23 protein-coding genes and 3 pseudogenes are annotated in these 26,433 nt (G+C 43.5%); 12 read left to right on the top strand and 14 right to left on the bottom strand.

Annotated elements, in window-relative coordinates; genetic code table 11:
* Nucleotides 1-3: 3 nt before the first annotated feature.
* Nucleotides 4-609, bottom strand: coding sequence for a hypothetical protein (locus KDW03_RS02355; protein ID WP_271435796.1), 606 nt, complete (start codon nucleotides 607-609; stop codon nucleotides 4-6).
* A 271-nt stretch (nucleotides 610-880) separates the two neighbouring features.
* Between KDW03_RS02355 and KDW03_RS02350 the strand changes: the two are divergent.
* Together KDW03_RS02350 and KDW03_RS12515 are read left to right on the top strand one after the other, a co-directional pair.
* Nucleotides 881-2,065: pseudogene (locus KDW03_RS02350) on the top strand (integrase catalytic domain-containing protein); the annotation flags it as partial.
* A pseudogene (locus KDW03_RS12515) lies at nucleotides 2,053-3,242 on the top strand (IS256 family transposase). The pseudogenes KDW03_RS02350 and KDW03_RS12515, both read left to right, overlap by 13 nt.
* Before the next feature lie 289 nt (nucleotides 3,243-3,531).
* Here KDW03_RS12515 and KDW03_RS02335 read toward each other — a convergent pair.
* From KDW03_RS02335 to KDW03_RS02325, 3 genes are all read right to left on the bottom strand, one after another.
* Entirely contained in the window at nucleotides 3,532-4,428 is an 897-nt protein-coding gene (locus KDW03_RS02335) for a hypothetical protein (protein WP_271435793.1), read from the bottom strand.
* Nucleotides 4,429-4,458: 30 nt separating this feature from the next.
* Nucleotides 4,459-6,294, bottom strand: coding sequence for a hypothetical protein (locus KDW03_RS02330; RefSeq protein ID WP_271435792.1), 1,836 nt, complete (start codon nucleotides 6,292-6,294; stop codon nucleotides 4,459-4,461).
* Nucleotides 6,295-6,521: 227 nt separating this feature from the next.
* Nucleotides 6,522-7,292 carry an SH3 domain-containing protein gene (locus KDW03_RS02325; protein WP_271435791.1) on the bottom strand — a complete coding sequence of 257 codons (771 nt, stop codon included), beginning with the start codon at nucleotides 7,290-7,292 and terminating at the stop codon, nucleotides 6,522-6,524.
* Nucleotides 7,293-7,557: 265 nt separating this feature from the next.
* Between KDW03_RS02325 and KDW03_RS12315 the strand changes: the two genes are divergently transcribed.
* From KDW03_RS12315 to KDW03_RS02290, 9 genes are all read left to right on the top strand, one after another.
* Nucleotides 7,558-7,806, top strand: coding sequence for a hypothetical protein (locus KDW03_RS12315; RefSeq protein WP_408648337.1), 249 nt, complete (start codon nucleotides 7,558-7,560; stop codon nucleotides 7,804-7,806).
* A gap of 35 nt (nucleotides 7,807-7,841) precedes the next feature.
* Nucleotides 7,842-8,300, top strand: a complete 459-nt coding sequence (locus tag KDW03_RS12310; RefSeq protein WP_408648336.1) for a hypothetical protein — start codon at nucleotides 7,842-7,844, stop codon at nucleotides 8,298-8,300.
* A gap of 167 nt (nucleotides 8,301-8,467) precedes the next feature.
* Nucleotides 8,468-8,794 (top strand): hypothetical protein, encoded by a 327-nt coding sequence (locus KDW03_RS12305; RefSeq protein ID WP_408648335.1) that lies wholly within the window; start codon nucleotides 8,468-8,470, stop codon nucleotides 8,792-8,794.
* A 238-nt stretch (nucleotides 8,795-9,032) separates the two neighbouring features.
* Nucleotides 9,033-10,301 carry a phosphoglycerate kinase gene (locus KDW03_RS02315; protein ID WP_271435790.1) on the top strand — a complete coding sequence of 423 codons (1,269 nt, stop codon included), beginning with the start codon at nucleotides 9,033-9,035 and terminating at the stop codon, nucleotides 10,299-10,301.
* A gap of 17 nt (nucleotides 10,302-10,318) precedes the next feature.
* A complete protein-coding gene (gene tpiA / locus KDW03_RS02310) occupies nucleotides 10,319-11,071 on the top strand; it encodes a triose-phosphate isomerase (protein ID WP_271435789.1) in 753 nt (250 codons plus the stop codon).
* A gap of 123 nt (nucleotides 11,072-11,194) precedes the next feature.
* A complete protein-coding gene (locus KDW03_RS02305; RefSeq protein ID WP_271435788.1) occupies nucleotides 11,195-11,404 on the top strand; it encodes a DUF4032 domain-containing protein in 210 nt (69 codons plus the stop codon).
* A gap of 47 nt (nucleotides 11,405-11,451) precedes the next feature.
* Complete coding sequence (locus KDW03_RS02300) at nucleotides 11,452-13,419, top strand: AsmA family protein (RefSeq protein ID WP_271435787.1); 1,968 nt, start codon at nucleotides 11,452-11,454, stop codon at nucleotides 13,417-13,419.
* Nucleotides 13,420-13,422: 3 nt separating this feature from the next.
* Nucleotides 13,423-14,025, top strand: a complete 603-nt coding sequence (locus KDW03_RS02295) for an O-methyltransferase (protein WP_271435786.1) — start codon at nucleotides 13,423-13,425, stop codon at nucleotides 14,023-14,025.
* Nucleotides 14,022-14,957 (top strand): TIGR01212 family radical SAM protein, encoded by a 936-nt coding sequence (locus KDW03_RS02290; RefSeq protein ID WP_271435785.1) that lies wholly within the window; start codon nucleotides 14,022-14,024, stop codon nucleotides 14,955-14,957. The genes KDW03_RS02295 and KDW03_RS02290 overlap by 4 nt, the downstream gene beginning before the upstream one ends.
* On the opposite strand, the gene KDW03_RS02285 is transcribed toward KDW03_RS02290, so the two are convergent.
* The 10 genes and pseudogenes from KDW03_RS02285 to KDW03_RS12300 form a co-directional block, all read right to left on the bottom strand.
* Complete coding sequence (locus KDW03_RS02285) at nucleotides 14,935-15,258, bottom strand: J domain-containing protein (protein WP_271435784.1); 324 nt, start codon at nucleotides 15,256-15,258, stop codon at nucleotides 14,935-14,937. The two genes, KDW03_RS02290 and KDW03_RS02285, sit on opposite strands and share 23 nt — an antisense overlap.
* Complete coding sequence (locus KDW03_RS02280; RefSeq protein ID WP_271435783.1) at nucleotides 15,258-15,563, bottom strand: Trp family transcriptional regulator; 306 nt, start codon at nucleotides 15,561-15,563, stop codon at nucleotides 15,258-15,260. Before KDW03_RS02280 ends, KDW03_RS02285 begins: the two co-directional genes overlap by 1 nt.
* Nucleotides 15,564-15,617: 54 nt before the next feature.
* Nucleotides 15,618-15,902, bottom strand: coding sequence for a flagellar biosynthesis anti-sigma factor FlgM (locus KDW03_RS02275; protein WP_271435782.1), 285 nt, complete (start codon nucleotides 15,900-15,902; stop codon nucleotides 15,618-15,620).
* 39 nt (nucleotides 15,903-15,941) lie between these two features.
* The gene (rsmI, locus tag KDW03_RS02270; protein ID WP_271435781.1) at nucleotides 15,942-16,637 is read right to left on the bottom strand and encodes a 16S rRNA (cytidine(1402)-2'-O)-methyltransferase; all 696 of its coding nucleotides are present in this window, start codon (nucleotides 16,635-16,637) and stop codon (nucleotides 15,942-15,944) included.
* Nucleotides 16,634-17,482, bottom strand: a complete 849-nt coding sequence (gene folD / locus KDW03_RS02265) for a bifunctional methylenetetrahydrofolate dehydrogenase/methenyltetrahydrofolate cyclohydrolase FolD (protein WP_271435780.1) — start codon at nucleotides 17,480-17,482, stop codon at nucleotides 16,634-16,636. Before folD ends, rsmI begins: the two co-directional genes overlap by 4 nt.
* Nucleotides 17,472-17,861 (bottom strand): tetratricopeptide repeat protein, encoded by a 390-nt coding sequence (locus KDW03_RS02260; protein ID WP_271435779.1) that lies wholly within the window; start codon nucleotides 17,859-17,861, stop codon nucleotides 17,472-17,474. The genes folD and KDW03_RS02260 overlap by 11 nt, the downstream gene beginning before the upstream one ends.
* Nucleotides 17,862-17,865: 4 nt before the next feature.
* On the bottom strand, nucleotides 17,866-20,247 hold the full coding sequence (locus KDW03_RS02255; protein WP_271435778.1) for a UPF0182 family protein: 2,382 nt from the start codon (nucleotides 20,245-20,247) through the stop codon (nucleotides 17,866-17,868).
* Nucleotides 20,244-21,293 (bottom strand): hypothetical protein, encoded by a 1,050-nt coding sequence (locus KDW03_RS02250; RefSeq protein WP_271435777.1) that lies wholly within the window; start codon nucleotides 21,291-21,293, stop codon nucleotides 20,244-20,246. Before KDW03_RS02250 ends, KDW03_RS02255 begins: the two co-directional genes overlap by 4 nt.
* Nucleotides 21,290-23,395, bottom strand: coding sequence for an elongation factor G (fusA, locus tag KDW03_RS02245; protein ID WP_271435776.1), 2,106 nt, complete (start codon nucleotides 23,393-23,395; stop codon nucleotides 21,290-21,292). Before fusA ends, KDW03_RS02250 begins: the two co-directional genes overlap by 4 nt.
* Before the next feature lie 244 nt (nucleotides 23,396-23,639).
* Nucleotides 23,640-24,860, bottom strand: a pseudogene (locus tag KDW03_RS12300) (integrase catalytic domain-containing protein).
* A 183-nt stretch (nucleotides 24,861-25,043) separates the two neighbouring features.
* On the opposite strand from KDW03_RS12300, the gene gltX reads away from it, so the two are divergent.
* The gene (gene gltX, locus KDW03_RS02230; protein WP_271435774.1) at nucleotides 25,044-26,432 is read left to right on the top strand and encodes a glutamate--tRNA ligase; all 1,389 of its coding nucleotides are present in this window, start codon (nucleotides 25,044-25,046) and stop codon (nucleotides 26,430-26,432) included.
* The last annotated feature ends 1 nt before the right edge of the window (nucleotide 26,433 follow it).

Raw genomic sequence — 26,433 nt, 5'->3', positions numbered from 1 at the left:
TATTTATGGATAGAGGAACTGAATATGGATGATGGTTCCTGGAAGGGGCGTGGTAAAGTGATAGTTGAAATGGGGAAATTGAGCGTGTTTCCAGCGAAGGCGGTCACCTACCCCCTTTTCCCAGCTGTCGTAAAAGAGGCTAAAATTTGTCCAGCGGGAGTTTTCTGTTTCGAGGGGGAGATACCAGAGCCATCGCCAATCGCCTTCTCCTTCATTGGTTTGTCCTTTCCAGGTGATGATTCTGATCCTGTGTGGGACAAACTCGTGCCAGGTGTTGCTGATGCGGTTGATTCTCCAGGAGAGGATAAAGATTTCTGACACGTCATAGAGGGAGAGGGTAAGGGTCTGAAGACTCTGCCCGGAAACATTCGAAAGAGAAAGAAAAGCATCCCGAGAGAGTTTCCATAGGCCCTCTTTTGTCTGGGTAGAATTATAAGGGAAGAGTCTTACACGAAACACATGGAGTTGGTTATTGGTAGGCGGGGGGACGTCTTTTCGGTTGAGGGTTTCCTCTGGCCATGCTATCTCGGGCACAGAAACACTCGGTTCGACAGGTGGTGCCGGTGTGGTCACGGAGAGAAAAAGAAACCAGAGGGTAAAAAAGACCATCTTTCCTCCTTTTTTCCTTTTCATTGTAATGTTAGCGAAAGAAAAAATCAACTAACCGAATTGCTTCATAATAAAAGTACTCGAAAAGGGAACGTTGCTTCAAAATAAAAAAGTACTTTAAATTTGTGTAAAATAATCCAGTTCATGGCTCGACAAGCTCGCCAACCGTGGCTCGACAGGCTCGCCAACCGGAATTGGGGTGGCGATGTTTGAAAGGAGACCTATTTACAGGGAAACGGCGAAATGATATGCTGAGCTTGTCGAAGCAGAGTATCAAAAAGCCAGCAAAAAGGAGAAAAAGGAGATACTGGATTATTTTGTGAGGATAACAGGTTTAAAAAACCGAAACTATGCCGCCAGGCTCTTGAGGCAGCACGGAAAAACCATCTATGTAGGCAAGAAAAATTACCTTAAAGCCGACATAGCCAAAAAGGGCAAAAGACCTGGCAGAAAGAAAAAATTCGGCGAAGAGGAACTAAAAATGCTAAAACAGGTCTGGGAAATTGAAAACTACATGTGTGGCAAACGCTTAAAGCCAATTTTAAATGAAGTTTTAGATAATCTCTTAGCAAACGGACATTTCCAGGGTTCTCCACAGGCTATAGAAAACTTGCGCCATATAAGTGCCTCAAGTATTGACCGACTTTTGAAACATGAGCGTAAAAAGCTTGAGATAAAAGGACGAAAAGGTACAAAGCCTGGAACGCTATTAAAGCAACAAATAGCTATACGCACGTGGGCAGAGTGGGATGAAAATTGCCCTGGTTTTATGGAGATTGATCTGGTTGCCCATGAGGGAGGAAATAGCCGGGGAGACTTTGCTCAAACATTAAATATGGTGGATGTTTGGAGCGGTTGGACAGAACTTGTGGCAATCAAAAACAAAGCTTCAAAATGGGTAAGAGAAGCCATAGAAAAAGTCCAAAGAAGACTTCCTTTTGAGTTACGGGGAATTGATTCTGATACCGGTGCTGAATTTATTAATCATCCTCTACGCGATTGGTGTGAGAAGCACCAGATAAAATTTACAAGGGGAAGAAGCTCCCGTTCCAATGATAACTGCTACGTCGAGCAGAAAAACTATTCCATAGTCCGCCAGAATGTTGGATACTTCCGCTACGATACCGAGGAAGAAGTCTACTACTTGAACCGACTCTATGCGTATCTCAGGCTTTATGCCAACTTTTTTCAACCGGTTATGAAAATGACAGAGAAAAAGAGAATCGGAAGCAAGGTGCAAAAGAAGCATGATGATATTAAAACTCCCTACCAGCGGCTTTTAGAAAGCTCTTATGTAAGTGAGGCACAAAAGGAACGCCTAACAAGGCTTTATAAGGCTCTCGATTTGTTTCACCTAAGACAAAAAATTACGGCTTGCCAGAGAAAACTTTTCAGCCTTCAAAAGAAAAAGAATGTAAAAAACAAAAATTTGGAGGAAACTGTATGGAATTTTTGAGTACTTTTTTTTATGAGGCAATGATTCGAATTTCGAGTACTTTTTTATTTGACGCAACGGGGGAAGTATTAGAGAGTATGTTAAAAGAGGAAAGAGAGATTTACCTGGAAAATAATCCTCCCACAAAAGGCAATGGCTTTTACGAAAGGGATTTAAAGACAGCTTTTGGCGAGCTTACAGCCATACGTGTTCCAAGAACAAGGGATAATGGATTTAAAAGTGCCCTTCTTCCCTATCGCAAACGCATCACAGAAGACTTAGATGCATTAATCAGGGCTATGTTGATATCAGGAATGTCAACAAGGAAGATAGCAGAAGTTTTAAAAGAGCTTTATGAAATAAAGATTTCTTATGCTAACATCTCAAGGATAAGCCAGGTAGGCATAGAAGAGATTCAGAAGTGGCGTAGTCGCCTCTCATGGAAGAATATGCCGTGGTATTTCTGGATGCTATGGTGTTTCCTATCAAGAGAGATAGGGTAGAAAATGAATCAATATATGTAGCTATAGGCATTACACCTGAGGGAAGACGGGAGATTTTAGGATACTACCTGCCAGGAGGCATGGAAAGTGCTTATAACTGGCGGGAAATTTTGCTAGATATAAGAGAAAGAGGTGTCAAACAGATTCATTTTATTGTCTCTGATGGCTTAAGTGGTATGAAAAACGTCATAACAGAGATATATCCCCACGCAAAGTATCAGCCCTGTGTAGTCCATGTCATGAGAAACATACTGGCTAAAGTGAGAGTTCAACACAGAAATATCATTGCCACTGAAATAAAAGAGGTATTTCATGCCAAAGACAAACAGGAGGCAGAACAATTGTTTATGAAATTTACACAAAAATGGAAAAATATCTATCCCAACTTAATGAATAACCTCTTGACAATAAGAGAGAATATATTCACTTACATGGAATTACCTGAAGGAATACGAAGCATGGTGTATACAAACAATGCCCTGGAAAGACTCTTTAAAGAACTTAAAAGGAGATTAAAAACAATGGAAATGTGTCAAAGCGAGGCTTCAGCTGAGAAATATCTTTACCTGTTATTAAGATACCAAAATGAGAAGTTCTTAAAAAGAAAGTTAAAAAATTGGGAGTATTACTTTCAACTCTATCGTGAGCAACACTCATACACCAAAGAAAATATTCACAGCGAGGTTATCCTATGACTAGACACAATTTTCTTGACACAATGAATTATGCACTTGTTTTATACTGAACTTAAGCTAATCATTAATTATAAATTATAAAGCAAAAAAAGCTTTTTGGATAAAATCAATAGGTAAAATTTCACCCCTTCCTCCGCTCAAAAGCAAAGCAACAATTGCTTGCGGATAGCTTCTCCTTAGCTTATAGATGCCGAAAGTTAAACCCCCTACAAGCAAAGCTTCGATGCTTCACTTAGGTTATGGCTTTGTTGTGGACTCTGGAAGAATTATTTCCCCAAATTGCTCTTTTTTATCTCCAAAATTCATACCACTTTTTCTTATTCAATTCTTCGTACATTTTATCAGGATCAAAATTTATAGGATCATATACAAGTCCTTTCGATTTGTTGACACGGTATTCGTTTAGTATACTTTTTTCAAGTTCATATTCTTCCTCTACTGTATTAGGATTGTAAATAATATAGTATATCTTCCAATCTTTCTGCCATAGCAACTTCCATATCATGTTATCAATATACGGTGCATTTTCATCATCCCAATGAGTGATTACTTTTAAATCTTTATCAAGCAATTGAAAATCGAATTCTCCTACTTCTAAAGAAGAGTTTGAAGGTTCCTTACTGGCTTCCTTATACGACTTTAATTGTTTACTTGTAAACTTCATCTCATCATTAATAAACAACAATCTTATGCATTCTATCTCACCCTTCTTGAACCCTATCCTCTCAAAATCGTAGACCTTATACGTTGGTGTATAAAACCCCTTGTCTCTATCTATATACATCTTTATCTCCCCGTCCTCAGAAATAAGTATACCCCTCTCTATCCCTTTGTATATGCCAGGATACTCCTCAACCCCAAGATAGTCTATCTTGTCATCCCCATCTGTATCCCATTTCCATATAACCCTATAAGGAGCACCCCCAAAGTATTCTTTAAACCTCCTTTCAACTAAAGGATGATCAACCTTAAAGCTTTCCCACTTCTCAAGGTAAAGATCCATATAGTTCACAAAGAAAGTTTTTCTTACTCCTTTCGGTATTCGCATTTTTAAAATACATCTTTTAAAATTCACCCTTACATTGACTCCCGGAACAATCTTTTCTTCTTCCCCATCGCAACCAGAGAATAATATGCTTGCCAAAACTATAAGTATGATACTTAATTTGCTTCTCAATTTCACCATCCTTTTCCTCCTTCCTACCTCTTCCAAATACTAATTATTTGTATACATATTACTCAATTTACTCCAATCAATATATTTGTACTTAATTATCGCTCCATATTTTTTTTCGTGATGCCGATTATAACCACCTAAAGGCCTATTACTCACTGTCTTTCCATGTACAAACTCAGGCCCACCCTGTGTGGCACTACTTGATGATGTGATAATCAACCATTGTCCATTACTATCCTTGCCTTGAATGGTAAATACATGATCCCAATAACCCTCATTATAACCTTTCTTCGTATAATCATAAAATCCAAGCACACCTTCCCTTATATCTTTCTCATCCACAGAAATAAGCCAGGATTGAGAGTATAACACATTCACCCCCATAGGAGGTATATCTAATCCCGAAACTTTCCTAATACTATACATTACCCCTCCAACACAATCAAAATACGCCCAACTTCCATCAGGATTAACAAGCTGTTTCGGAGGATAACCATCACTCCCAGGATAATACTCCATCTGCCCACCGCCCTTATAATATGGCTTACCTACAACATCGCTAAGCAGAGTGCTCACAAGTTTTGAATCTAAGTCAGTGCTTTTACCCCTAAAAAGCCCCGTCATCCACTCCAAACTCTTATTCAACAAAGACTTCATCCCATTAAATAGTCCTCCGAAGTCTATCCCCTTCGCTTCCTCTTCCGTCATTACTCTCCCATCTCTCACTACAAGCGTCTCGCCTACCTTAAGGCTCTTCGCTATCTGTTCATCACTCATCCCTTTATAATGCCCCGTCCTCTTTAACGCTTCTAACACTTTATCAGGAGTTACTCCTAGCGCCTTAGCCATTCCTTCTATGCAGTTACTTCTTCCTTTCGCTGTATTTGTCCAATCCTCTATCGTAACATTCGTAGTCTTCCCGTCCACCTTTACCTTCAAACTTCTTCCACTCATATCCAGCGTATCCGAATCTCCAGTGAGTGCAAAATATGCACCAGCCATCGCTACATCCTCATACTTACTCCCGCCAACATTAAGCCCAAACCTTAAGTTAAGCAATGCCAGCGTCTTCGTGCTCTGTTCATATGCCATCCTCTCCAGCGTTATATCGTCCGCTTCAAGACCATTCGCAGCAAGCCATGCGTGCTGGTCAAGGTGCAATCCTTCGTGCATCACCGTAGCTGTATAATGCGCAAGCTTCGCTCGAAGCTCGGCATCATCGTCCGCTAATATCGCTTCCCTGTTTAGATGTATCGTCCTGTTGTCCTCTCCTGCATAGCCGTAGTTGCCTTCCCCTTCAAGGTTAAACTCTATCCTCTTCTTATCATTTATTACATCCATCGCTGTCTTCATATTCTGCATGTCCCCACTTAAATATCCCATATTTACATAGCTTATCCTGCTTAAGCCTTTATCCCCTCCGTTAACATTGGCTGCCTGGAAACCCACATAGTTTAAACTTCCCATCGCATCCACAAGGTTAACAAGCCCAATCCCTCCGCTCGTATCATTTACTATCTGCCCATTGGTTGTGAATCCTATCCCCACACCGCCCCCAAGACTTATCCTAAAATTTCCTCCCCACGCATAATGCACTGCTTCTCCCGCTATACTCCCTATAGTGTTAGCAAAGTTATCAAGCTTGCCGGCGTAGAATAAAGATACATTTGCAGCCATTGCCAGGCTCCCCTTCTTGTCCAAAAACGCAAGACCTCCCCCACTGTAAATCCCTCCAAGAAATCCACCTGCTCCACCAGCAGCAAAGCCGCTCGCAAGTCCCATCGTCGTACTTTTCAGTAGATTATCCCAGTCATATGCATTCCATTGCCATTGCCATTGCCCATTACTTATGCTATAGCACTTCGTAAACGCCATCAAACCTCCACTTATTAACCCTTCCGTCATCTTCTGCATACCAAATCCCATAGCTGTACTGAACCAGCCTAAAAATTATACAGCAAAATTTTGCTCCTGTAAAACAGATGATATAAAATCAACAGGCAAGGTCGCTTGGCATCCTGCCTCGCTTGCTTCAGTGGAATGCATGGGAAGTAGGCTTTTTATGCTTCGTTGCTTTTAAGCTTTGTTGTGCTTACAGGGATTTATTCTTCCTTCAAATATATATCCACCACCCAGCCTTTAATAGTATTACCCTTCTTATCCTTAACGCCAGTGTCTATGTATACCCAATTACCCGTCCTGTCTCCAATCGTAAAAGTAACATCCGACCGTTCGAGTAGCTTTACCCTTGCGCCCTTCTTTAGCTTTAGCAATACAGCCGAGTTTGTAGAAGCTTCGGAACGCACGTTTACATTGTCTCCTGTGAGAATGTAGTATGTTTCAAGTACAGGCGCTTTATCCGATTGTGCCCATTTGGGAAACTCGGATTTGTTGGTAATAGCCCTGAAGGGTTCGCCAGTTTTATCATCTATAAACAAAACATCAGTAAATAAATTACCTTCTTCGTCAAAATAAAAAAGAGCACCACCTTCTGTTGCAACTATATTTTTGCATCTATAGAGTCTACCTATCTTATAAATCGTCTTTTCTTTTATGTCATCGAATACTTTCATTTTATACGTTCCATTTCTATAAAAGCGATACGCAAAATCATAATCCCCACTCCATCCCTCAATATAGTAATCTCCAAACTTCTTAACCTGTTTAAAGTCTGTCGGCTTTGCTATTGTGTTCCTCTGTATCCAGCCCTTTTTTCCTCCTAAAGTTTTAATAAATAACCATTTTTCTTTTGTCCCCTCTGCGTTTGTGACCATTACATTACTCTCGATCAAAACTATCTCAGTTATATTCAAAGAACGGATCACTTTTGAATTTATATTTGGCTCATTATAAATAATTGTATCCTCTACCACTACAACTCCGCGGCAGTGTATACTTAATTGTGTCTGGTAGGAAAAAGATAACCTCCTGTGATAATATAAATAAAACTATCACAGGAGGCCAGATATGATTGAGACGAAAAATATTTTAGAGCTATTCAAACCAATTGTCAAGGAAGCGAATTGCTTCATAATAAAAGTACTCGAAAAGGGAACGTTGCTTCAAAATAAAAAAGTACTTTAAATTTGTGTAAAATAATCCAGTTCAAAGAACTGGAGGTAAAAGGTGGAATTAGCGATGTTTGAAAGGAGACCTATTTACAGGGAAACGGCGAAAGAGTATCAAAAAGCCAGCAAAAAGGAGAAAAAGGAGATACTGGATTATTTTGTGAGGATAACAGGCCTAAAAAATCGAAACTATGCCGCCAGGCTCTTGAGGCAGCACGGAAAAACCATCTATGTAGGCAAGAAAAATTACCTTAAAGCCGACATAGCCAAGAAGGGCAAAAAGACCTGGCAGAAAAAAAATTCGGCGAAGAGGAACTAAAACTTCTAAAAAAGGTCTGGGAAATTGAAAACTACATGTGTGGCAAACGTTTAAAGCCAATTTTAAATGAAGTTTTAGATAATCTCTTAGCAAACGGACATCTCCACGGTTCTCCACAGGCTATAGAAAACTTGCGCCATATAAGTGCCTCAAGTATTGACCGACTTTTGAAGCATGAGCGTAAAAAGCTTGAGATAAAAGGACGAAAAGGTACAAAGCCTGGAACGCTATTAAAGCAACAAATAGCTATACGCACTTGGGCAGAGTGGGATGAAAATTGCCCTGGGTTCATGGAGATTGATCTGGTTGCCCATGAGGGAGGAAATAGCCGGGGAGATTTTGCTCAAACATTAAATATGGTGGATGTTTGGAGCGGTTGGACAGAACTTGTGGCAATCAAAAACAAAGCTTCAAAATGGGTAAGAGAAGCCATAGAAAAAGTCCAAAGAAGACTTCCTTTGATTTACGGGGAATTGATTCTGATACGGTGCTGAATTTATTAATCATCCTCTGCGTGATTGGTGTGAGAAGCACCAGATAAAATTACAAGGGGAGAAGCTCCCGTTCCAATGATAACTGCTACGTTGAGCAGAAAAACTATTCCATAGTCCGCCAGAATGTTGGATACTTCAGCTACGATACCGAGGAAGAAGTCTACTACTTGAACCGACTCTATGCGTATCTCAGGCTTTATGCCAACTTTTTTCAACCGGTTATGAAAATGACAGAGAAAAAGAGAATCGGAAGCAAGGTGCAAAAGAAGCATGATGATATTAAAACTCCCTACCAGCGGCTTTTAGAAAGCTCTTATGTAAGTGAGGCACAAAAGGAACGCCTAACAAGGCTTTATAAGGCTCTCGATTTGTTTCACCTAAGACAAAAAATTACAGCTTGCCAGAGAAAACTTTTCAGCCTTCAAAAGAAAAAGAATGTAAAAACGCTTCAGAGAAAACTGCCTATGGAGATTTTTGAGTACTTTTTTTTATGAGGCAATGATTCGAATTTCGAGTACTTTTTTATTTGACGCAACGGGCTTGTGTGGGGTTTTCTCATCATGCCAGCAAGAGCCTCTCTGATCCTTTAAAAAAATTAAAAATAAGAAATATTTTTTCTCTCATAATATGACGTTTTTGTTTTTCTTTTTTCTCATATACTTGTATTTTTTGTGATTTTGCGCTAAAATAAAATTCCTTATTTGTTTTGAAAGAAAAGAAAGGAGGATATTTATGGCTATTTCAAAGAAGACGGTACGCGATATTGCTCTGAAAGGCAAACGTGTCGTGATGCGTGTGGATTTTAATGTTCCCATGAAGGATGGTGTTATTCAGGATGATACCCGTATCAGGGCGGCTCTTCCAACGATTGAGTACGTTTTGAAACAAGGTGCCAAGAGTCTTGTTCTGATGTCTCACCTTGGGGATCCCAAAAAGGACATGCAAAAGGCAAAGGAGAAAGCCGAGAAGGAAGGCAAGCCCTTTGATGAAAAGAAATACATCGAAGGGAAGCATAAAATGGCCCCTGTGGCAGCCCATCTGAGCAAGCTTCTCGGCAAAGAGGTGAAGCTTGCCCCTTCCTGTATGGGACCGGAGGTCAAAGCAATGGTGGACAGTCTTCCCGAGGGTGGAGTTCTCATGCTGGAAAACACCCGATTCCATCCAGAGGAAACCTCGAAAGATGCTGCCGAGAGAGAAAAAATGGCAAAAGAACTGGCTTCTTATGGGGATGTGTATGTCAATGATGCCTTTGGAACAGCACATCGTGCCCATGCCTCGACGACGGATGTGGCAAAATTTCTTCCCGCTGTTGCTGGTTTCTTGATGGAAAAAGAGCTTGAATTCCTTGAGGAAAAAGTGGTAAAGAATCCCACAAAACCCTTTGTGGCTATTGTGGGAGGTGCCAAGGTTTCTTCCAAGATCGCTGTATTGGAGAGTCTTTTGAACAAAGTGGATACGCTTATCATTGGTGGTGGTATGGCGTATACCTTTTTGAAGGCTCAAGGACTTGAAGTCGGGGCTTCTCTGGTTGAGGATGATATGCTAGATACGGCAAAAGAGATTCTTAAGAAAGCTGAAGCAAAGGGTGTGAAGCTTTTGCTTCCCCTTGATAATGTGGTAACCCAGGAATTTTCTCCTGATGCTGTATACAAGATTGTTGAACGAGGTCAGATAGAACCTGGCTGGATGGGTATGGATATTGGACCCAAGACCATTGAAACCTTTAAGGAAGCCCTCAAAGGCGCCAAGACAGTTTTCTGGAATGGTCCTCTCGGGGTATTTGAATTTCCTAACTTTGCAAAGGGAACCATCGCAATAGCAGAGCTTCTTGCCACTCTTCCGGATTGTATTACCGTGATTGGTGGAGGGGATTCTGTATCTGCGGTAAACAAGGCTGGTGTGGCTGACAAGATGTCCCATATCTCTACCGGTGGCGGGGCTTCTCTCGAACTCGTCGAGGGTAAGGTGCTTCCTGGTGTTGCTGCATTGATGGATAAATAGCATGTGAGGAGAAAAAGATGAGAAGAGCATTTATTGCCGGTAACTGGAAGATGTATAAAACCCCCACTGAGGCAAAAGCTTTTGCCCGTGAGCTTCGTAGTGCCCTTGCCGATGTAAAGGATAGGGATATCCTGGTAGGGGTTTCGTTTGTCAATATTGCCGGAGTGGTAGAGGAACTCAAGGGTTCTCAGATATGGGTAGCTGCTCAGAACATGTACTATGAGAAAGAGGGCGCTTTTACTGGTGAGGTTTCCCCTGTCCAGCTCAAAGATGCCGGTGTTACCCATGTGATTCTCGGGCATTCAGAGAGACGTCATATCTTTGGGGAAACCGACGAGATGATCAATAAAAAGGTGAGAGCAGCGCTGGATCATGGACTTCTTCCCATCCTCTGTGTGGGCGAACTTCTTGAGGAGAGGGAGAAAGGAGAGACGGAAAAGGTATGTAAACATCAGGTTGTTGAGGCTTACAAGGGTCTTTCCAGAGAAGAAGCTCTCAAGGTCACTATCGCCTATGAGCCTGTCTGGGCTATTGGCACAGGCAAAACAGCAACTCCTGAGGATGCCAACCAGGTGCATGCGTTTATCCGCAAGGTACTGGCAGAACTTTACGATCAGGATGTGGCTGAAAAGACCTGTATCCAGTATGGTGGTTCGGTGAAACCAGAAAATATCGATGCTTTGATGGCCCAGGAACATATTGATGGAGCCCTTGTTGGGGGAGCAAGTCTAAAGCTCGATTCCTTTGTACGGATTGTGCGTTTCCAGTAAATTTTCAAAGATGGAAAATTCTGCAGGCCTTTTGGCCTGCAGAATTTTTCTTTTTCTTAATTTGAAAAACTTGACTTTTTGGCAAAAAAGTGTATAATATACAGGAGAAGTGAAGGAGAGGTCATGAGTGGGATTATGGTGATGAGATCGAAATGCTTTTTTGATCTCGAACGTCAGGTGCAGGATGTTATTCACGAAATAGAAGTCTATAAATGGCTTGAATCTGAGAAGCGAGGGTATGATATTGGGCTCAGTCAAGCTACACGTGAGTGGATAGCCAAACACTACGACGATTGGTTCAAGTATAACTGTCAAAAATACATTCGTAAATAGTAGGTTAACTTTCATCGTATCAAAGATACTTCTTGAGGGGGAATATCTTGAAAAGATTCCTGATTGTTTTTTTTGTCTTTTTAGGGATAATTGTTCTGGCTGCAGCAGGGGGGATTTTTTATCTCTATACCCAATGGCCACCATCAAGAGTATTCGCTCTGGCAAATGATTTTCTCGAAAAAAATTATTATCTTCGCCTGGAAACGTCTCGAGCTGAGATTGATTGGCTCCGTGGTCTCTCATTACAGAACCCTAAACTTGTGGACCGAGATGGTACGGTTTTATTGGAAGCGAACGAGATTACCGCCACGTATGATCTTTTGGGGCTGTTTCAAAAGACTTTGAGGTTTTCAAGGCTCACTATTCGTGGTTTGTATACGACCTCTAAAAATATTGAGGGAATCGTGAAGCGTTTTTCTTCCTCGGGGAAGAAATCCTCATCAGCCTCTTTTGGATTTGAAATTCGTCAGATGGTGTTTGTCGATTCTCAAGTGGTGTATAACTCGATTCCTGTGAATATTAATGTTACCTGGAATCTGGGTTCTCTTGGGAGTACGGCCTCGTATAACGGTTCTCTGGTCAGTATGTATGGAAAAGCATCCTTTCAAGGCAGGGGAAAAACGATAGGTTTTTCTCTCGAAGATTTCAATGTGGCGAAATTTTTCCCTGCTTTGAATGATATTTTTATTCAAAAGGTTGGAGGAGATCTCTTTCTCCAGGGAAATCAATGGGCTATCAAGGGGAGTTCTCTTACGGTGCTTTTCCAATCGAATAGTGTTTCTTCTCCCCGTTATACGGTACTGTATGACACGAAAAAGCAAACGGTATTGATAAGTGATACACGTGTAAAATACGGAAGTAGTGAACTTTTCATTTCTAATCTTTTTTATAGTCTTCCTCAAAAAATGGCTTATGGAGTTTTTGAAAATGTTTTGCTGCAACTTCAAGATGTGGCACCAGGGGGAGAGGGTTCAATTGAGGGGAATCTCCGTTTTCGTTATGAGATGCAGGAGGTTTCCCAGCTTGATGGAAATCTTACGCTCAACAATGTAAAATATGGTCCACTGATGGCAAAGGGTGATTTTACTATCGATGGGTTTACTCTGAATGGGAATGCCACAGTGACCATTGGAAACAATATGTTTGAGGTTCAAGCCTCTCCTATTGGGCGTCAGGGATTGTCTTTGGTGATTTCGGCTGATAGGGTGGATCTAAAAGATCTTATGCTACAAAAGTGGCCCCAAACAAAGTCAAAATCTTCTTCTAGTGGGGGTAATCTTCCTCTGGAGAAGATAGTGGAGAGTCTTCCTCTTGCTGTTGAGGTGAAAATTCCTGCTGTGGTTTATGATGCCATTGCTTTTGACGATCTCTCGTTTTCTCTTCAACCAAGAGTGCGCTCGTGGGTGATAGAGAAGATGGGGTTTGATTTTTTGCGGGGGCAGGTGCGTGGGCAAGCGGTGATAGCAGGCGAGTATATTCGGGGAAATTTGAGTTTTTCGGATATCAAACTTCATGAACTGAATGAGACTCTTTTGAAAGAGGGAAGGTCTATCTATGGCACGCTTCGGGGATCGATAGAGTATCAGTTACCTCTCACCAATCTCCTCGCGGGATATATGAGTATGAACTTTGTGGTGGATAAACCAGAATTGAGGGGATTTGTCCTTCAAAACCAGATAAGTGAACTTCTCTACAACCTGCCTCTGGAGAGACTAAGTTTTGACAGTATTACGGTGTCTGGTGAGATGAGAGAGAAACGATTGTTCTTGAGGAATCTTTTGCTTGATAGCTATGATATTCAGGTGAGTGCTCCTACAACGCTGGCTTTTGAAAAGCAGTTAGTGGATACGGAGATCACGCTTTCGGTATCGAAAGATTATCTTTCCGGGCTCCCCAATGTTGCTCAGCTTTTTACGGCTGGCTATAGTGAAGGGAATCGTCTGGTTTTTCGCTTGAAGGTCACCAATACCCTGGAAAAACCCAAGGTTGTGCTTCTTCCATCACGGGGGCAGTAACTCATGGAACGTCAATCCCTTTTGGAGGATGTTCGCCTCGGGTATACAGAGGAGATGCAAAGGCTTTATCAGCAGGCTCTTATCCAAAAAATCCCTGCTGTGCGACCTGAGTTCGGACAGTTTTTGAGTATGGTGGTGGCGTTGGTCCAGCCTCACAAGGTTCTGGAAATTGGTACGGGGAGTGGGTATTCTACCCTGTGGCTTTTGCGTTGTCTCCCTCAAGGGGGAAAGATTGTAACCCTTGAAAGGGATGAGCGCAGATATCGGGAGGCGCTTGCTCTTTTTTATCAGAAACCTGTTGAGGTTTTTCATGCCGATGCGAGAAGCTTTTTGGCAGAGTCTCCGGAGAGTTTTGATATGGTTTTTCTTGATGCGGAGAAGCGTCTCTATGTTGAGTTTCTTCCTCTTATTACCCCACGACTGAGAAAGGGGGGGGGTCTGGTGGTGGATAATCTTTTTGGCCATCATCTCCATCAATCGCGCACGATGCCGCTTCCTGCTCAACCAGTGCTTCGGGCTTTTTATGAGCTTCTCTGGGAAAGCGGGGAGTATAGGGTGTTTGCTTTTTCGTGGGAAGATGGTATTCTTGTTGCGCAAAAGCTATGAAGGAGTGGAAAGGTCGTCCCTATCATGCGTTGAAGGTCTACCTTGAGTCAAGGTTTGGGAAACCTGTGAAGCGTATTGCGCTGGATGCCGGGTTTACCTGTCCGAATCGGGATGGAAGGATTTCCTTCGGGGGGTGTTTTTACTGCGGGGAAGAAGGGGCGCGTGCTCGGTATGTACGGCCAGAATTGTCCGTCATTGATCAGCTTCGTGAGCGGATGACCTACTGGAAAAACAGGGGATTTGAAGGGTATTTTCTTGCGTATTTTCAGGCGTACACCAACACGTATGGGGACCCGGAATTTCTTTCATCTCTTTATGAAAGTGTCCTTCTTCCGGGCGTTGTGGGGGTGTTTATTGGTACCCGTCCGGATTGTTTGGGCGAGGATGTCCTGGATGTTCTCTTTCGTCTTGCTCAAAAGACATGGGTGGTGGTGGAGGTCGGGGTCCAAACAACAAACGATGCTACCCTTCGGCTTATAAACCGGGGGCATGATGCGGGTGCAAGCGAAAAAGCCCTGAGAGATCTTGGGAAGCGTCATATAGACAAGGTAGTTCATGTGATTGGCGGACTTCCTCACGAGGAGAAATACCATTTTTTGCAAACGGTTAAGGATGTTCAGCAGTGGGGCTGTGAGGGGATCAAGTTTCACCACCTCTTTGTGGAAAAAAATACTGTCTTTGCGAATTGGTATGAAGAGGGAAGGCTTTCTCTTTTGTCGAGGGAAACCTATATTGAATGGGTGGCTGAGGCTCTGTCTTTTCTTGATCCTGGTATTGTTGTTCATAGACTCTTTGGGGATTGTGAGAAAAATAAGCTTATTGCGCCTCTCTGGACGCTCGAAAAATCTCAAAACATTCATCTCCTCGAATCCTGGATGAGAGACAAGGGGATATTTCAGGGGAGAGAGGCTATTTCTTTTTCTGGTGACTGAAAAAGTCCGGGTTTCCCCACACGCCATCAGAGGCAAAATGCTTCATCCAGAACTCCTCTGGAACACTGCTTTCTAAAGCGTTGACGGTGATGCGGTAATGTTTGACATAAGAAAACACAAGCTTATACGCCTCTATAACTTCGCGGGTTTTCTCTTCGCAAAATACAGCAAGATCCTGACAATGATCGGGGTGATATTTTTTGAGGAGTTTTCGGTACGAGTTCTGGAGATCTTCAAGGGAAAAGCTTTCTCCGAGTTCAAGGATCTCTACGGCTTCTTTGAGGGAAAGAGGTGATGCCATTATGGTTTATCCTGTTTGAGTTTTTGATAGCAGACGGAAGAGGGGTCTTTTAGGATCTTTGCTCCACGGGTGATTTTACAGAGACTGATGTGAAGATCGGCGGCAATACTTCTCTGGGATTTTCCCCTGGCAAGCTGCTTTAAAAGCTCCCATCGGAGGATGAGGTCCTTTTTCTCAGCGACTGTAAGTATCTCCGAGAGGAACTTGTGCATGGTTTCCCTGTCTGAGATTTCACAGAGAATGTCAACTAAATCTTTTTCCATAGCTTTATTGTAGGCAAAAAAAGTGATTTTGTCAAACGTCAATAAAAAAAGCCGCCCTTTTGGACGGCATTCTCTCTAGAATATGTTGATGCTCTCTTATAAGCCCAAGGCTTTCATAATACGTTCGGCAACTTGATCAAAAACCTCTTGGGTATTGTATTCTCCACGTTCGAGTTTTGCCTTGACCTCTGCTACCCGATCTTCTCGGATATCGGGACTCTGGCGAACAACGTCTTCGATCTTTGCCGCTTCGGCAAGCTGTCGGGCTTCTTCGGAGATCTCTACCTCATCAGAGGTGTCTCTTTCATCACGTCTTGGGATTTTGTTTATCTTGCTATCCTGGGTTATTCCGCGAATAGGATCTACACCACGAATTTCCATATGATTCCTCCTAGTGTTATTATCGGCTTTTGATCACGTTCACTTTAGCTTTTTGAGATTTTCTGTGAACCATTTTTTTATTGCGATGGTCCATTCACCCTCTTCTGGCAGGCCTGTCTCAAGGATGTCGGTAACCCTGCCAGTAACCCAGCTTTCGTGGAGCTTCGTGATCTCTCGCCCTATTAATATTTCGACATTTCCCCACTGTTCATTTAGTATCTGAAGAAATTTTTTTATCTGAAAGGAAGAGACAAACCCTATCAGGGTGATTTCAAGTTCACGGTATAACCGAAGGATTTTTGCTATTTTTCCTGGTGTTTTTGGGAGAAATCCCACAAATACAATATCCTTCGGGGATTCTCCTAAAACGGACAAAACGGCGGTTAAAGCGGATGGTCCCGGAACAGGAATGACAGGAATGTTAGCTTGTCTAGCGGCTTCAACCACTTCTTTTCCGGGGTCTGAGATTCCCGGGGTGCCTGCATCGGAGACTAATGCTATACTTTCTCCCTGGAGGAGAAGCTGGACGATTCCTTTGGCGCTGTTGGTTTCATTGGCGGCAGAAACCTGGAGAACAGGCTTGTGGATGCCAAAGTGCGAGAGGAGCTTGCGGTGTCTTTCGGGATGTTCGCAGGCAATTCTGTCGACCTGTTTGAGAGTTTCGAGGGCACGCAGGGAGATGTCCTCAAGATTCCCTATAGGAGTGGCGACAACATAGAGTTTGCCCTCTTTCATACCCGGCACCTGGCAAGGGTATAGGTGTTCCAGAGAAGTTCAGCTACTGTCATGAGACCAACACCCCCCGGCACAGGGGTAATGGCCGAGGCAATCTGACTGACGCTTTCAAAATCCACATCCCCGACGATGGTATAGCCTTTGGGATTGGATGGGTCTTCAATGCGGTTGATGCCGACATCTATCACGACAGCCCCATCTTTGATCATTTCCCTGCCTATCATTTTGGGACGACCTACGGCAGCGATAACGATATCAGCTCGTTTTACCTCTTCGCTCAGGTTGGGGGTGCGTGAATGGCATATGGTAACGGTGGCATTGGCCTGGAGAAGAAGTGCAGCCATGGGTTTGCCCACGATGTTACTTCGACCTATGACAACCGCGTGTTTACCGGCCGGTGAGATGTTGTAATAGGAGAGCATCTCCATCACTCCCTTGGGGGTACAGGGTTGGATGATGGGCTGGCCCAGAAAGAGTCTTCCCACATTGTAGGGGTGAAAACAGTCCACATCTTTTGAAGGGTCAATGGCCTGGAGGATCTCCTGCTCGTTGATGTGATTGGGGAGGGGTAATTGCACCAGGATGCCATCTACCTTTTCGTCAGCGTTGAGAGAACGGATAACCTCTTTCAATTCTTCGGTGGTGATGTTTTCATCTAAAGAAATAACCTGAGAGTCTATTCCTACCTCGTGGCAGGCTTTTTCCTTGGAGCTGACATAGGATCGAGAAGCCGGATGATTTCCCACCAGGATTACAGCAAGATGGAGCTGTTTGGGAAACTCTTCGAGGAGTTTTCGAAGTTCCTGTTTTCTTGCTGCTGCTACCACCTTTCCATCAAGAATCATTGCTATCTCCTTTTTTTGGTTTTTCTTCTGATGTCGATTGGGAGCCGAGATTCATCAGATCCTGGATACTCAGCACTGTAGGTTTCCATGGTTGTGGTTCCTTCTCGAGAGGTTTTTGTTGTTTGTCTTCTTCAAGCCAGTTGTGAAGTATTGCGGCTACTTTTTCGGCTGTAGCGGAGATTCTTACCGGATGCCCTGCCTTGAAGTAGACCTTGAGGGCTCCAACGTAGTTTTTTTGCTCGTAGAGGACATCACCAACACGTACCAGGCCATCCTGGTATTGTGCCTTCACAAAACACGCAAGAGCCTCTTTGTATTTTTTTTCCTGCATGAATGCATTTCCCTGGCGTATAAGTTCTACTCTCTCTTGCTCCTCCATTCTGTTACTCCCGAGTTGAGGATACCATATCCTTTGCAAGGATGCGTATAAGTTCATCGCTTGTCTTGGCGTAATGTACCTTGTTATTGTATACAGCTATGATCAGTGCTACCTGCGGTATCGGGTTGTACTCCGAACTGATGTAAAGCGGAACAAGAGCAATTACCCCGCCGGTCAGGGGAAGATATCGTGTCATGCCCAGAGAAACCTGAGAATTTCGTTGTCCCCAGAGGGTGAAGAGTTTGGCAAGTTCTTCGTTTTGATAAATTTGCGCGTCTACCTGCAAGGGGCCAGGGATACTCTCAATGCGCGAGGCGACGTATTGGTAGAGTTTGAGTCCATTTTCATAGGTTCCAAAAAGCCAGCCAGAGAGGTTTTGTCGGCCGAGGGGGGTAAAGGGAATAAACACTCCTCCGAGAGAGGTGTTGGTTGTTTTGAGAAGCATGTACAGGGGTTCGTAGGGAAGATTTGTCCCCCATTGACGAACGAGAGGGATACTCCATACATCGTCCCCGTTGTAGAAACTTTCATCACTATCCATATGGTAACGGCAGAAAACCTCAGCCTGAAGGGCAAGAAGCGTATAAGGATAATGAAAATGTGCTTTGAGATTGTCCGGGATATCTTCGGTAAAGAGTTCTCGAGCAAAAAAACGAAGCGGGGCAAGCAAGGGATCGGCTGGATCGACCACATAGTATTTTACATCACCGGTATAGGCGGATACCACGACTTTTACCGAATGACGGATGCCATTGATCCTTCCCCAACGGGAATCATATCGATCGGAGAGGGGATAGCGATCCGTGGTCGTGTACGCATCGATAATCCAGAAGATTTCTCCATCGAGAATCACAGGATAGGGATCGGGATCATAGCAAAGCTGTGGTACAAGAGCCTGGAGGCGCTGGCTAAGCTGACGTTTCCAGAGGACACCGCTTTCTTTTGAAAGGTATCGGGAGAGGAGGATGTTTTTTTCTCCAAAGGCACGGGAAAACGCCAGCTTGCGAAACGTTGAGAGTCTTACACCGTTGGTTCCTTCATACTGTTTCTCAACACGGTTGGTTATGTCAGTGTATTCAAACTCTTTTACCTCTGTTCGTACAATGATGTAGGAATGCTCTGATTCTCCAAAATAGATCTGGGGTCTTTTAAGAGAAAATTCAGGATGTTCTGTCTCCATGTTGAGGTTTTTCACCCAAAACACAGGTTGACCCTCTGGGGAAATTTCATGGGCAGGGGAAACAACAACGCCAAGACCATGGGTATAGCGGAGATGGGTGTTTTCCCAGTTTCTCACCTCAGGTAAAAGATTGGTCAGGGTGATTTCTCGACAGGCGATAAGCACTTGCAGAAGCTCGTTGGAGATGGTGTAAAAATCAATATCTACATCAAAGAAATCAAAGTAGTTTCGTATGGTTTGGAGTTGGCGAATATTCTGAAGATAGGGCTGGATATCCCAGAGTCGGGTATAGGAGAGAGTCTCCAGGGTTGGTTGAAAATGAAACGCTTCGTACTGAAGTCCAAATCCTTCCCGTGTGGCTTTTCTCCTTGCTTCAATAAAACGCTTTTGCGCGCGAAGCTCGTTGGGTTTTTCGTAAAACTGCGTGAGAAAAACAGGCCAGAGCCACAAAACCAGTGCGGCGAGGAGAGAGGCTACTCCAAGCTGAATAAAAAAATGCGATGGTTGAAGTTTTCCCAGAAAAATCATGAGTGTCCAGAGGATAACAAGTCCTGTGCCGACACCCACAACACACCACCATGCTACCAGTGTCCCATAAAAATCCGAAAATCCTATCCCTAAGCGTTTGTTTGGTTGCCAGACGAAAAGCTCAAATGAAAACAACATGGCAATCGTTATACCCCCACTGAGGAGCAGAAAAACAAGTATCAACCTTTGCCAGTCTCGTTTTTGTGTGGATGTGGTAGAAACAAAGATGTCTACCGTCAAAAGAATACCCACGAAGACAGTGAGGTAAAGGGCAACCTTTCTCCAGAAAGGCAACCAGGCCACGTACCACATGGTATCGAGATGCAGAAGACTATCCTGTATGCCGGATGGCGAAACCAGTATGGACAGGGTGTTCTCGCGTTGCCACCACACCAGAATACTTGAGAGGATGCCGAGAAAAAGAGCAAGCAGGACAAATCCTCCTCCCCATCGTTGTCGAATAAGCCCAAACCAGAACCACAAGCCAAGCCACGGGAACCAGAAAGCCCCGAGTATCCAGAGAGCATCCCACGCAAACCTTCGCCATAGCATGGGAGAGACGCCCAGGTCCTGGTACCACCAGTACATAGTGAGGGATGGGAAGATAAACCAGAGAAGACCTGTTGTCATGCCAGCAAGCAGGATCACGATCAAAATCCAGAGCCACCAATGTTTCATGCTTTTTGATCCTTTTTCTCTTCTGTTTTTAGCGGGATAAGGGTTTTCCAGATTCTCAAGAGTGTATCCATGGGGGATTTGTCCCTTGGAACCTGAACATTCTTAAAAAGAACGAGAACTTCTCTTACCTTTCGTTGTGGTTCATTGCCTTCTTCCATGACGACATCAAAAAAGGGATAAAATTCGATCTCCCGGCAGATAATGGGTCGGGGATTTTCTTCGCTCTCATGGAGAGGGGTAATCTTTTGTTCGCTTAGAAAAGCCGGTTCAAGATGAGCGATGACTTCATTGACCTTGTACTGCATCTCATCCGTGAGAAAAAGAGATTCCGCTATTTCTGCTTCGTACATGCTTTCAAAGAGCTTTCCTACAGAGGTGTGTTTCTCTTTGTTGGCTTCATGAATATCAAAACTCAATCCCTGCACCTCATAGTAGTCATCTTTTCCCTTTTTGGCAAATATTTCAAGAAACGCTTTGTTGGCATAGGAGATGACAACACTCGGATAGGGAAAGCTTTTTTTGAGAAAGAGGAGGAGAATGGGAATCGGGCAGAAATCAGCCACATATTCAAATCGCTCCTGGAGTCTCTGGAGAGCACTGGTTTTGAGTTTGTCGAATCGTGCAAGTTGTCGTATGTACTGGTTGAGGACGGCGCCCAGGTTACCGAAAATATCTTCTGAAGGAAAACTTACAAGCCAGGGATTTTGATAAGACACATCAAGCTGCGCTGTTCTGGCAATTCTTTCGTAAAGTCTCTGGTACTGGGTAAGCCCTCGCATATAAGCGAATATAAAAGAGAGAAGCATCACGCCAGCGCCCCCAAACCCCATAATTTGCATAGTACGTATAAGGCGAAGAAAAAGGGTTTTTTGAGAAAAGATACTGCCAAAAACAGTCCTTAGTCCACTCTCCAGGAGGGTTGCCGTTACCCCAATTGAAAGAAAGAGTATCATTGCAAGTGCAAGGGATAGCTTAAGGAACAGGGTAACGGAGAAAATAACCTGTCTTTGACTCTGACGAAAAGTCTTCCCTCTTTCACGTCTCATCCTCTGGCTGCCTCCTGTTCCTTTTGCATGAGTTCTGCTTGTTTTTTGGCCTTGTCATATTCTGACTGAGGGAGAATTTCGTAGTGACTGATTTCCATGTCAAATCTCCCACGTCCACTGGTAAGCGCATTGAGCGAAGGTGCATAGGCAAGCATCTCAGCGTATGGTACCAGCGCGTTGATGACGGTAACATCTTCAGAGATCTTGTCCATACCCTGGACTTTGCCGCGCCTGTTGGAGAGATCGCCCATGACGGCACCGATGGTTTCTTCATCAACATAGACTCGTACCTTGGCAATTGGTTCCAAAAGAACAGGCTTTGCGGCTTCTATAGCCAGTTTCATCGCATGAAGACCTGCAATCTTAAACGACATATCAGAAGAGTCTACTTCATGATAGGAACCATCATACACATCCACCTTGATATCCACGACGGGATAGCCAGCAATTACCCCACTTTCACAGGCTTCGCGGCATCCCTTTTCGATGGCAGGTACATAGTTTTTCGGGATAGCTCCACCGAAAATACTCTCAGTAAAAAGAAAGCCCTCGTTGCGTTTCAATGGTTCTACACGGAGGTACACTTCACCGTATTGCCCATGACCACCGGTTTGTTTTTTGTGCTTGTAATGTCCCTCAGCTTTTGCTGTGATGGTTTCCTTGTAAGCGATACGGGGGACTCTCGTTTCAAACTCTATCTTGTAGTGATGGTTGATGAAATCAAGGATATGTTTGGCCTGGATCTCACCTATACAGGAGATGACCATTTCTTTGGTGATGTCGTTGTATTCATAGTTAAAAGTAGGATCCTGGAGATGAATCTGATGAAAGATTTCTGCCAGTTTGTCTTCCAGTTTTCGATCTTTAGCATGGATGGCGAGGAAGTAGGAAGGATTGGGGAAACGAACAGGTTCGTAGATGAGAGGTTTCGAGGGATCGGAGACGGTGTCACCTGTCTGGAGAGAATCGATTTTTGCAAAGATAGCCATATCCCCTGCCTCAAGTTCTTCGATTTCTTTGAGGTTTTTTCCATTGATCATATAGATATGAGCGATTTTTTCTCTGGTGTTGGTTCTTACGTTGAGAACTTCATCGCCAGTACGAATCTTTCCTGACCGAATGCGGGCAAAAGAGAGCTTGCCTGCATAGGGATCAAGATAGGTCTTGAAGACAAAGGCGGAAAAAGGTTCTTCTGGATCGGGGTGGCGTTTGATGGTGTGATCGGGATGCAGGGGATCGGTTCCGATCTCTTCTCCCACGTAAAGGGGAGAGGGAAGGAACTGAACAATAATATCAAGAAGTGGCTGGATACCGACGCAGAGGAGAGCGCTTCCACAAAAGATGGGGATGAATTTATTGTTCATGGTACAGGTTCGCAGCCCTCGTTCTACTTCCTCTTCGGTAAGGGGTTCGCCGCTTAAGTATTTTTCGATGAGACTATCGTCGGTTTCTGCAACAGCATCAAAAAGCTTTTCACGGTAGGTATCGATCTTGTCTTTGAGTTGGTCGGGGATATCTTTGGTGCGTTTCACCTCTTTTCCCTGAGAGAAGATAGACTCCATGGAGACGAGATCAAAGGTACCCACAAACTTGTTGCCTTCGATAATGGGAAGCTCGAGAGGAATTACAGGTTTTTTGAATTTTTTCTCAAGATCTTCGGCTATACCAAAAAAGTTTGCTTCTGGTTTATCCATCTGATTAATAAAGACAACACGGGCTATCTGGTAGTCATCGGCAAAATGCCAGTCTTTCTCAGTGTCAATAGTTATCCCGTCAACAGCTGAAACGACAAAAATAATTCCTTCTACGGCACGAAAAGCGCTTCGAACTTCTCCCACGAGATCGGGAATACCAGGAGTATCCATGATGTTAATTTTAACGTTGTTCCACTCGGTGTAGGCCAGAGAGGTGTGAAGAGACATTTTCTTGTTGATCTCTTCGTCCTCAAAGTCCATCACGGTGGTTCCCTTGTCTACTGAACCCATGGTTTGAATCTGGCCACTGATGTAGAGTAATGCCTCGGCAAGGGTGGTTTTTCCTGCGTTTGGAGCACCTGAAAGTGCAATATTTCTGATACGTTTGGGTTCATAAATTTTCCCCATACAATCCTCCATGTATATTTTTGTGCTTATTATCATAACACTGGTTTGAATTTTTGTAAAGATTTTTATAGATAAAAAAAGTGAAAAGTTCTGTTTACAACCGTACCAGGAGCTTTTTCTCTTGCTTTGATGGGCAGAGAAGTGTGTTTTTCCCGGGGGAAGCCCCCTGAGGCTTCGTAACATCCCGTTGCGTCAAATAAAAAAGTACTCGAAATTCGAATCATTGCCTCATAAAAAAAAGTACTCAAAAATTCCATACAGTTTCCTCCAAATTTTTGTTTTTTACATTCTTTTTCTTTTGAAGGCTGAAAAGTTTTCTCTGGCAAGCCGTAATTTTTTGTCTTAGGTGAAACAAATCGAGAGCCTTATAAAGCCTTGTTAGGCGTTCCTTTTGTGCCTCACTTACATAAGAGCTTTCTAAAAGCCGCTGGTAGGGAGTTTTAATATCATCATGCTTCTTTTGCACCTTGCTTCCGATTCTCTTTTTCTCTGTCATTTTCATAACCGGTTGAAAAAAGTTGGCATAAAGCCTGAGATACGCATAGAGTCGGTTCAAGTAGTAGACTTCTTCCTCGGTATCGTAGCGGAAGTATCCAACATTCTGGCGGACTATGGAATAGTTTTTCTGCTCAACGTAGCAGTTATCATTGGAACAGGAGCTTCTACCCTTGTAAATTTTATCTGGTGCTTCTCACACCAATCACGAGGGATGATTAATAAATTCAGCACCGGTATCAGAATCAATTCCCCGTAAATCAAAAAGTCTTCTTTGGACTTTTTCTATGGCTTCTCTTACCCATTTTGAAGCCTTGTTTTTGATTGCCACAAGCTCTGTCCAACCGCTCCAAACATCCACCATATTTAATGTTTGAGCAAAGTCTCCCCGGCTATTTCCTCCCTCATGGGCTACCAGATCAATCTCCATGAACCCAGGGCAATTTTCATCCCACTCTGCCCACGTGCGTATAGCTATTTGTTGCTTTAACAACGTTCCAGGCTTTGTACCTTTTCGTCCTTTTATCTCAAGCTTTTTACGCTCATGTTTCAAAAGTCGGTCAATACTTGAGGCACTTATATGGCGCAAGTTTTCTATAGCCTGTGGAGAACCGTGGAGATGTCCGTTTGCTAAGAGATTATCTAAAACTTCATTGAGAATCGGCTTTAAGCGTTTGCCACACATGTAGTTTTCAATTTCCCAGACCTGTTTTAGCATTTTTAGTTCTTCTTCGCCGAATTTTTTCTTTCTGCCAGGTCTTTTGCCCTTCTTGGCTATGTCGGCTTTAAGGTAATTTTTCTTGCCTACATAGATGGTTTTTCCGTGCTGCCTCAAGAGCCTGGCGGCATAGTTTCGGTTTTTTAAACCTGTTATCCTCACAAAGTAATCCAGTATCTCCTTTTTCTCCTTTTTGCTGGCTTTTTGATACTCTTTCGCCGTTTCCCTGTAAATAGGTCTCCTTTCAAACATCGCTAACTCCACCTTTTACCTCCAGTTCTTTGAACTGGATTATTTTACACAAATTTAAAGTACTTTTTTATTTTGAAGCAACGTTCCCTTTTCGAGTACTTTTATTATGAAGCAATTCGAACATTTGAAAGATTTTCTTTTTTGCTTCATAATATACATCTATACTTTGGAAAAGGAGAGTCTATGCAGAAACTCAGGTTCGCTCCATCACCGACCGGGCAGCTTCATCTGGGAAGTGCACGTACGGCTATTTTTAACTGGTTGTATGCAAGACACACCGGGGGAAAGTTTGTTCTTCGTATCGAGGATACCGATCTCTCGCGTTCTCAGGAGGAGTACACTGCTTCGATTATCAAGGATATGAAATGGATGGGCATGGACTACGATGAGTTCTACAAGCAGAGCGAACGGTTTGATATCTACAAGTCGTACATAGATAAACTTGTGGCTGAAGGCAAGGCGTACTACTGTAACTGTACCCGGGATGACCTCGTAAAACGTAACCAGGCGCGTGGCATATATGACGAGGTCACGAAATACGATGGCTACTGTCGGGACAGAAACGTCCAACCGGGAAACGGGACGGTAGTTCGGGTAAATGTTGGACCCGAACGAGATATTATTTTTAAAGATGTAGTAAAAGGGCGTATTGCCATTAATACGAAGGAACTGGATGATTTTGTTCTGTGGAAGAGTGATGGTTCCCCCACCTACAATTTTGCCGTGGTGATTGACGATTCTTTGATGGGGATCACCACGATTCTCCGGGGAGAGGATCATATCTCCAATACCGCCAAGCAGATTATTCTCTATGAGTACCTTGGTTTTTCTATCCCTACGTTTGGGCATCTTCCCATGGTGTTTGATACGGACAGGACACCCCTTTCCAAACGAAAGGGTTCCACCAATATCGAATACTACCGCAAGCAGGGGATCCTCCCTGAGGCACTTCTCAATTACATTGCTCGACTTGGTTGGTCTCATGGGAATGACGAGATCTTTATGTTAGAGGATCTTATACGGGTTTTTGATATTACCCATCTCAACAAATCAAATGCTGTCTACGATGAGAAGAAGATGATCTGGGTAAACAGTAAACACATGAAGCTTGAACCCCTGGAAAAGGTTCTGGCTGCTTTTGCTGTGTATCTGGAAGATACCAATCAACCAAAAGTTGGGCGTATGCAGGATGAGAGTTGGCTTCGAGAGGCGGTGGATCTTCTCAGAACGAGAAGTGATACTTTAGCTGATCTTTACCGGGATATCCAGCCTTATGCGCTTGATGAGTATGAACTTGATGAAAAGGCAAAGGAGCTTCTCCCTGCATTGAAAAATCCAGCAAACGAAAAAGCGTACGATGAGGCGAAAGCTCGTATTCTCGAGGCAAAGGCATATGACAGCGCCCTTGAACAGGCCCTCCGTGAGATTTCCGAGAAGCATGGGGTTGCCTTTAAGGATCTCATCCAGCGAATCCGCATCCAATTAACAGGGAGAACGGTAAGCCCTGATATTCTCTCGGTGATGCGTCTTCTTTCTTCCGTTCTTTCGAAGAGGCTTGAGAAGGAGTGGTGAC

This window comes from Thermospira aquatica (genome assembly GCF_023525255.1).
GTDB lineage: Bacteria > Spirochaetota > Brevinematia > Brevinematales > Thermospiraceae > Thermospira > Thermospira aquatica.
Note: the sequence above shows the minus strand (reverse complement) of the source record. Positions and strands in the feature narration are given on the sequence as shown.

What these genes read in the sequence shown, in the direction of transcription:
- rsmI (WP_271435781.1), bottom strand. Translation starts at nt 16,637, where the DNA reads ATGAAAGAGGGCAAACTCTATGTTGTCGCCACTCCTATAGGGAATCTT.
- KDW03_RS02330 (WP_271435792.1), bottom strand. Translation starts at nt 6,294, where the DNA reads ATGGCGTTTACGAAGTGCTATAGCATAAGTAATGGGCAATGGCAATGG.
- KDW03_RS02315 (WP_271435790.1), top strand. Translation starts at nt 9,033, where the DNA reads ATGGCTATTTCAAAGAAGACGGTACGCGATATTGCTCTGAAAGGCAAA.
- KDW03_RS02355 (WP_271435796.1), bottom strand. Translation starts at nt 609, where the DNA reads ATGGTCTTTTTTACCCTCTGGTTTCTTTTTCTCTCCGTGACCACACCG.
- fusA (WP_271435776.1), bottom strand. Translation starts at nt 23,395, where the DNA reads ATGGGGAAAATTTATGAACCCAAACGTATCAGAAATATTGCACTTTCA.
- KDW03_RS02285 (WP_271435784.1), bottom strand. Translation starts at nt 15,258, where the DNA reads ATGGCATCACCTCTTTCCCTCAAAGAAGCCGTAGAGATCCTTGAACTC.
- KDW03_RS02275 (WP_271435782.1), bottom strand. Translation starts at nt 15,902, where the DNA reads ATGGAAATTCGTGGTGTAGATCCTATTCGCGGAATAACCCAGGATAGC.
- folD (WP_271435780.1), bottom strand. Translation starts at nt 17,482, where the DNA reads ATGATTCTTGATGGAAAGGTGGTAGCAGCAGCAAGAAAACAGGAACTT.
- KDW03_RS02305 (WP_271435788.1), top strand. Translation starts at nt 11,195, where the DNA reads ATGAGTGGGATTATGGTGATGAGATCGAAATGCTTTTTTGATCTCGAA.
- KDW03_RS02250 (WP_271435777.1), bottom strand. Translation starts at nt 21,293, where the DNA reads ATGAGACGTGAAAGAGGGAAGACTTTTCGTCAGAGTCAAAGACAGGTT.
- KDW03_RS02260 (WP_271435779.1), bottom strand. Translation starts at nt 17,861, where the DNA reads ATGGAGGAGCAAGAGAGAGTAGAACTTATACGCCAGGGAAATGCATTC.
- KDW03_RS02295 (WP_271435786.1), top strand. Translation starts at nt 13,423, where the DNA reads ATGGAACGTCAATCCCTTTTGGAGGATGTTCGCCTCGGGTATACAGAG.
- KDW03_RS02335 (WP_271435793.1), bottom strand. Translation starts at nt 4,428, where the DNA reads ATGGTGAAATTGAGAAGCAAATTAAGTATCATACTTATAGTTTTGGCA.
- KDW03_RS02290 (WP_271435785.1), top strand. Translation starts at nt 14,022, where the DNA reads ATGAAGGAGTGGAAAGGTCGTCCCTATCATGCGTTGAAGGTCTACCTT.
- KDW03_RS02255 (WP_271435778.1), bottom strand. Translation starts at nt 20,247, where the DNA reads ATGAAACATTGGTGGCTCTGGATTTTGATCGTGATCCTGCTTGCTGGC.
- gltX (WP_271435774.1), top strand. Translation starts at nt 25,044, where the DNA reads ATGCAGAAACTCAGGTTCGCTCCATCACCGACCGGGCAGCTTCATCTG.
- KDW03_RS12315 (WP_408648337.1), top strand. Translation starts at nt 7,558, where the DNA reads ATGTTTGAAAGGAGACCTATTTACAGGGAAACGGCGAAAGAGTATCAA.
- tpiA (WP_271435789.1), top strand. Translation starts at nt 10,319, where the DNA reads ATGAGAAGAGCATTTATTGCCGGTAACTGGAAGATGTATAAAACCCCC.
- KDW03_RS12310 (WP_408648336.1), top strand. Translation starts at nt 7,842, where the DNA reads ATGTGTGGCAAACGTTTAAAGCCAATTTTAAATGAAGTTTTAGATAAT.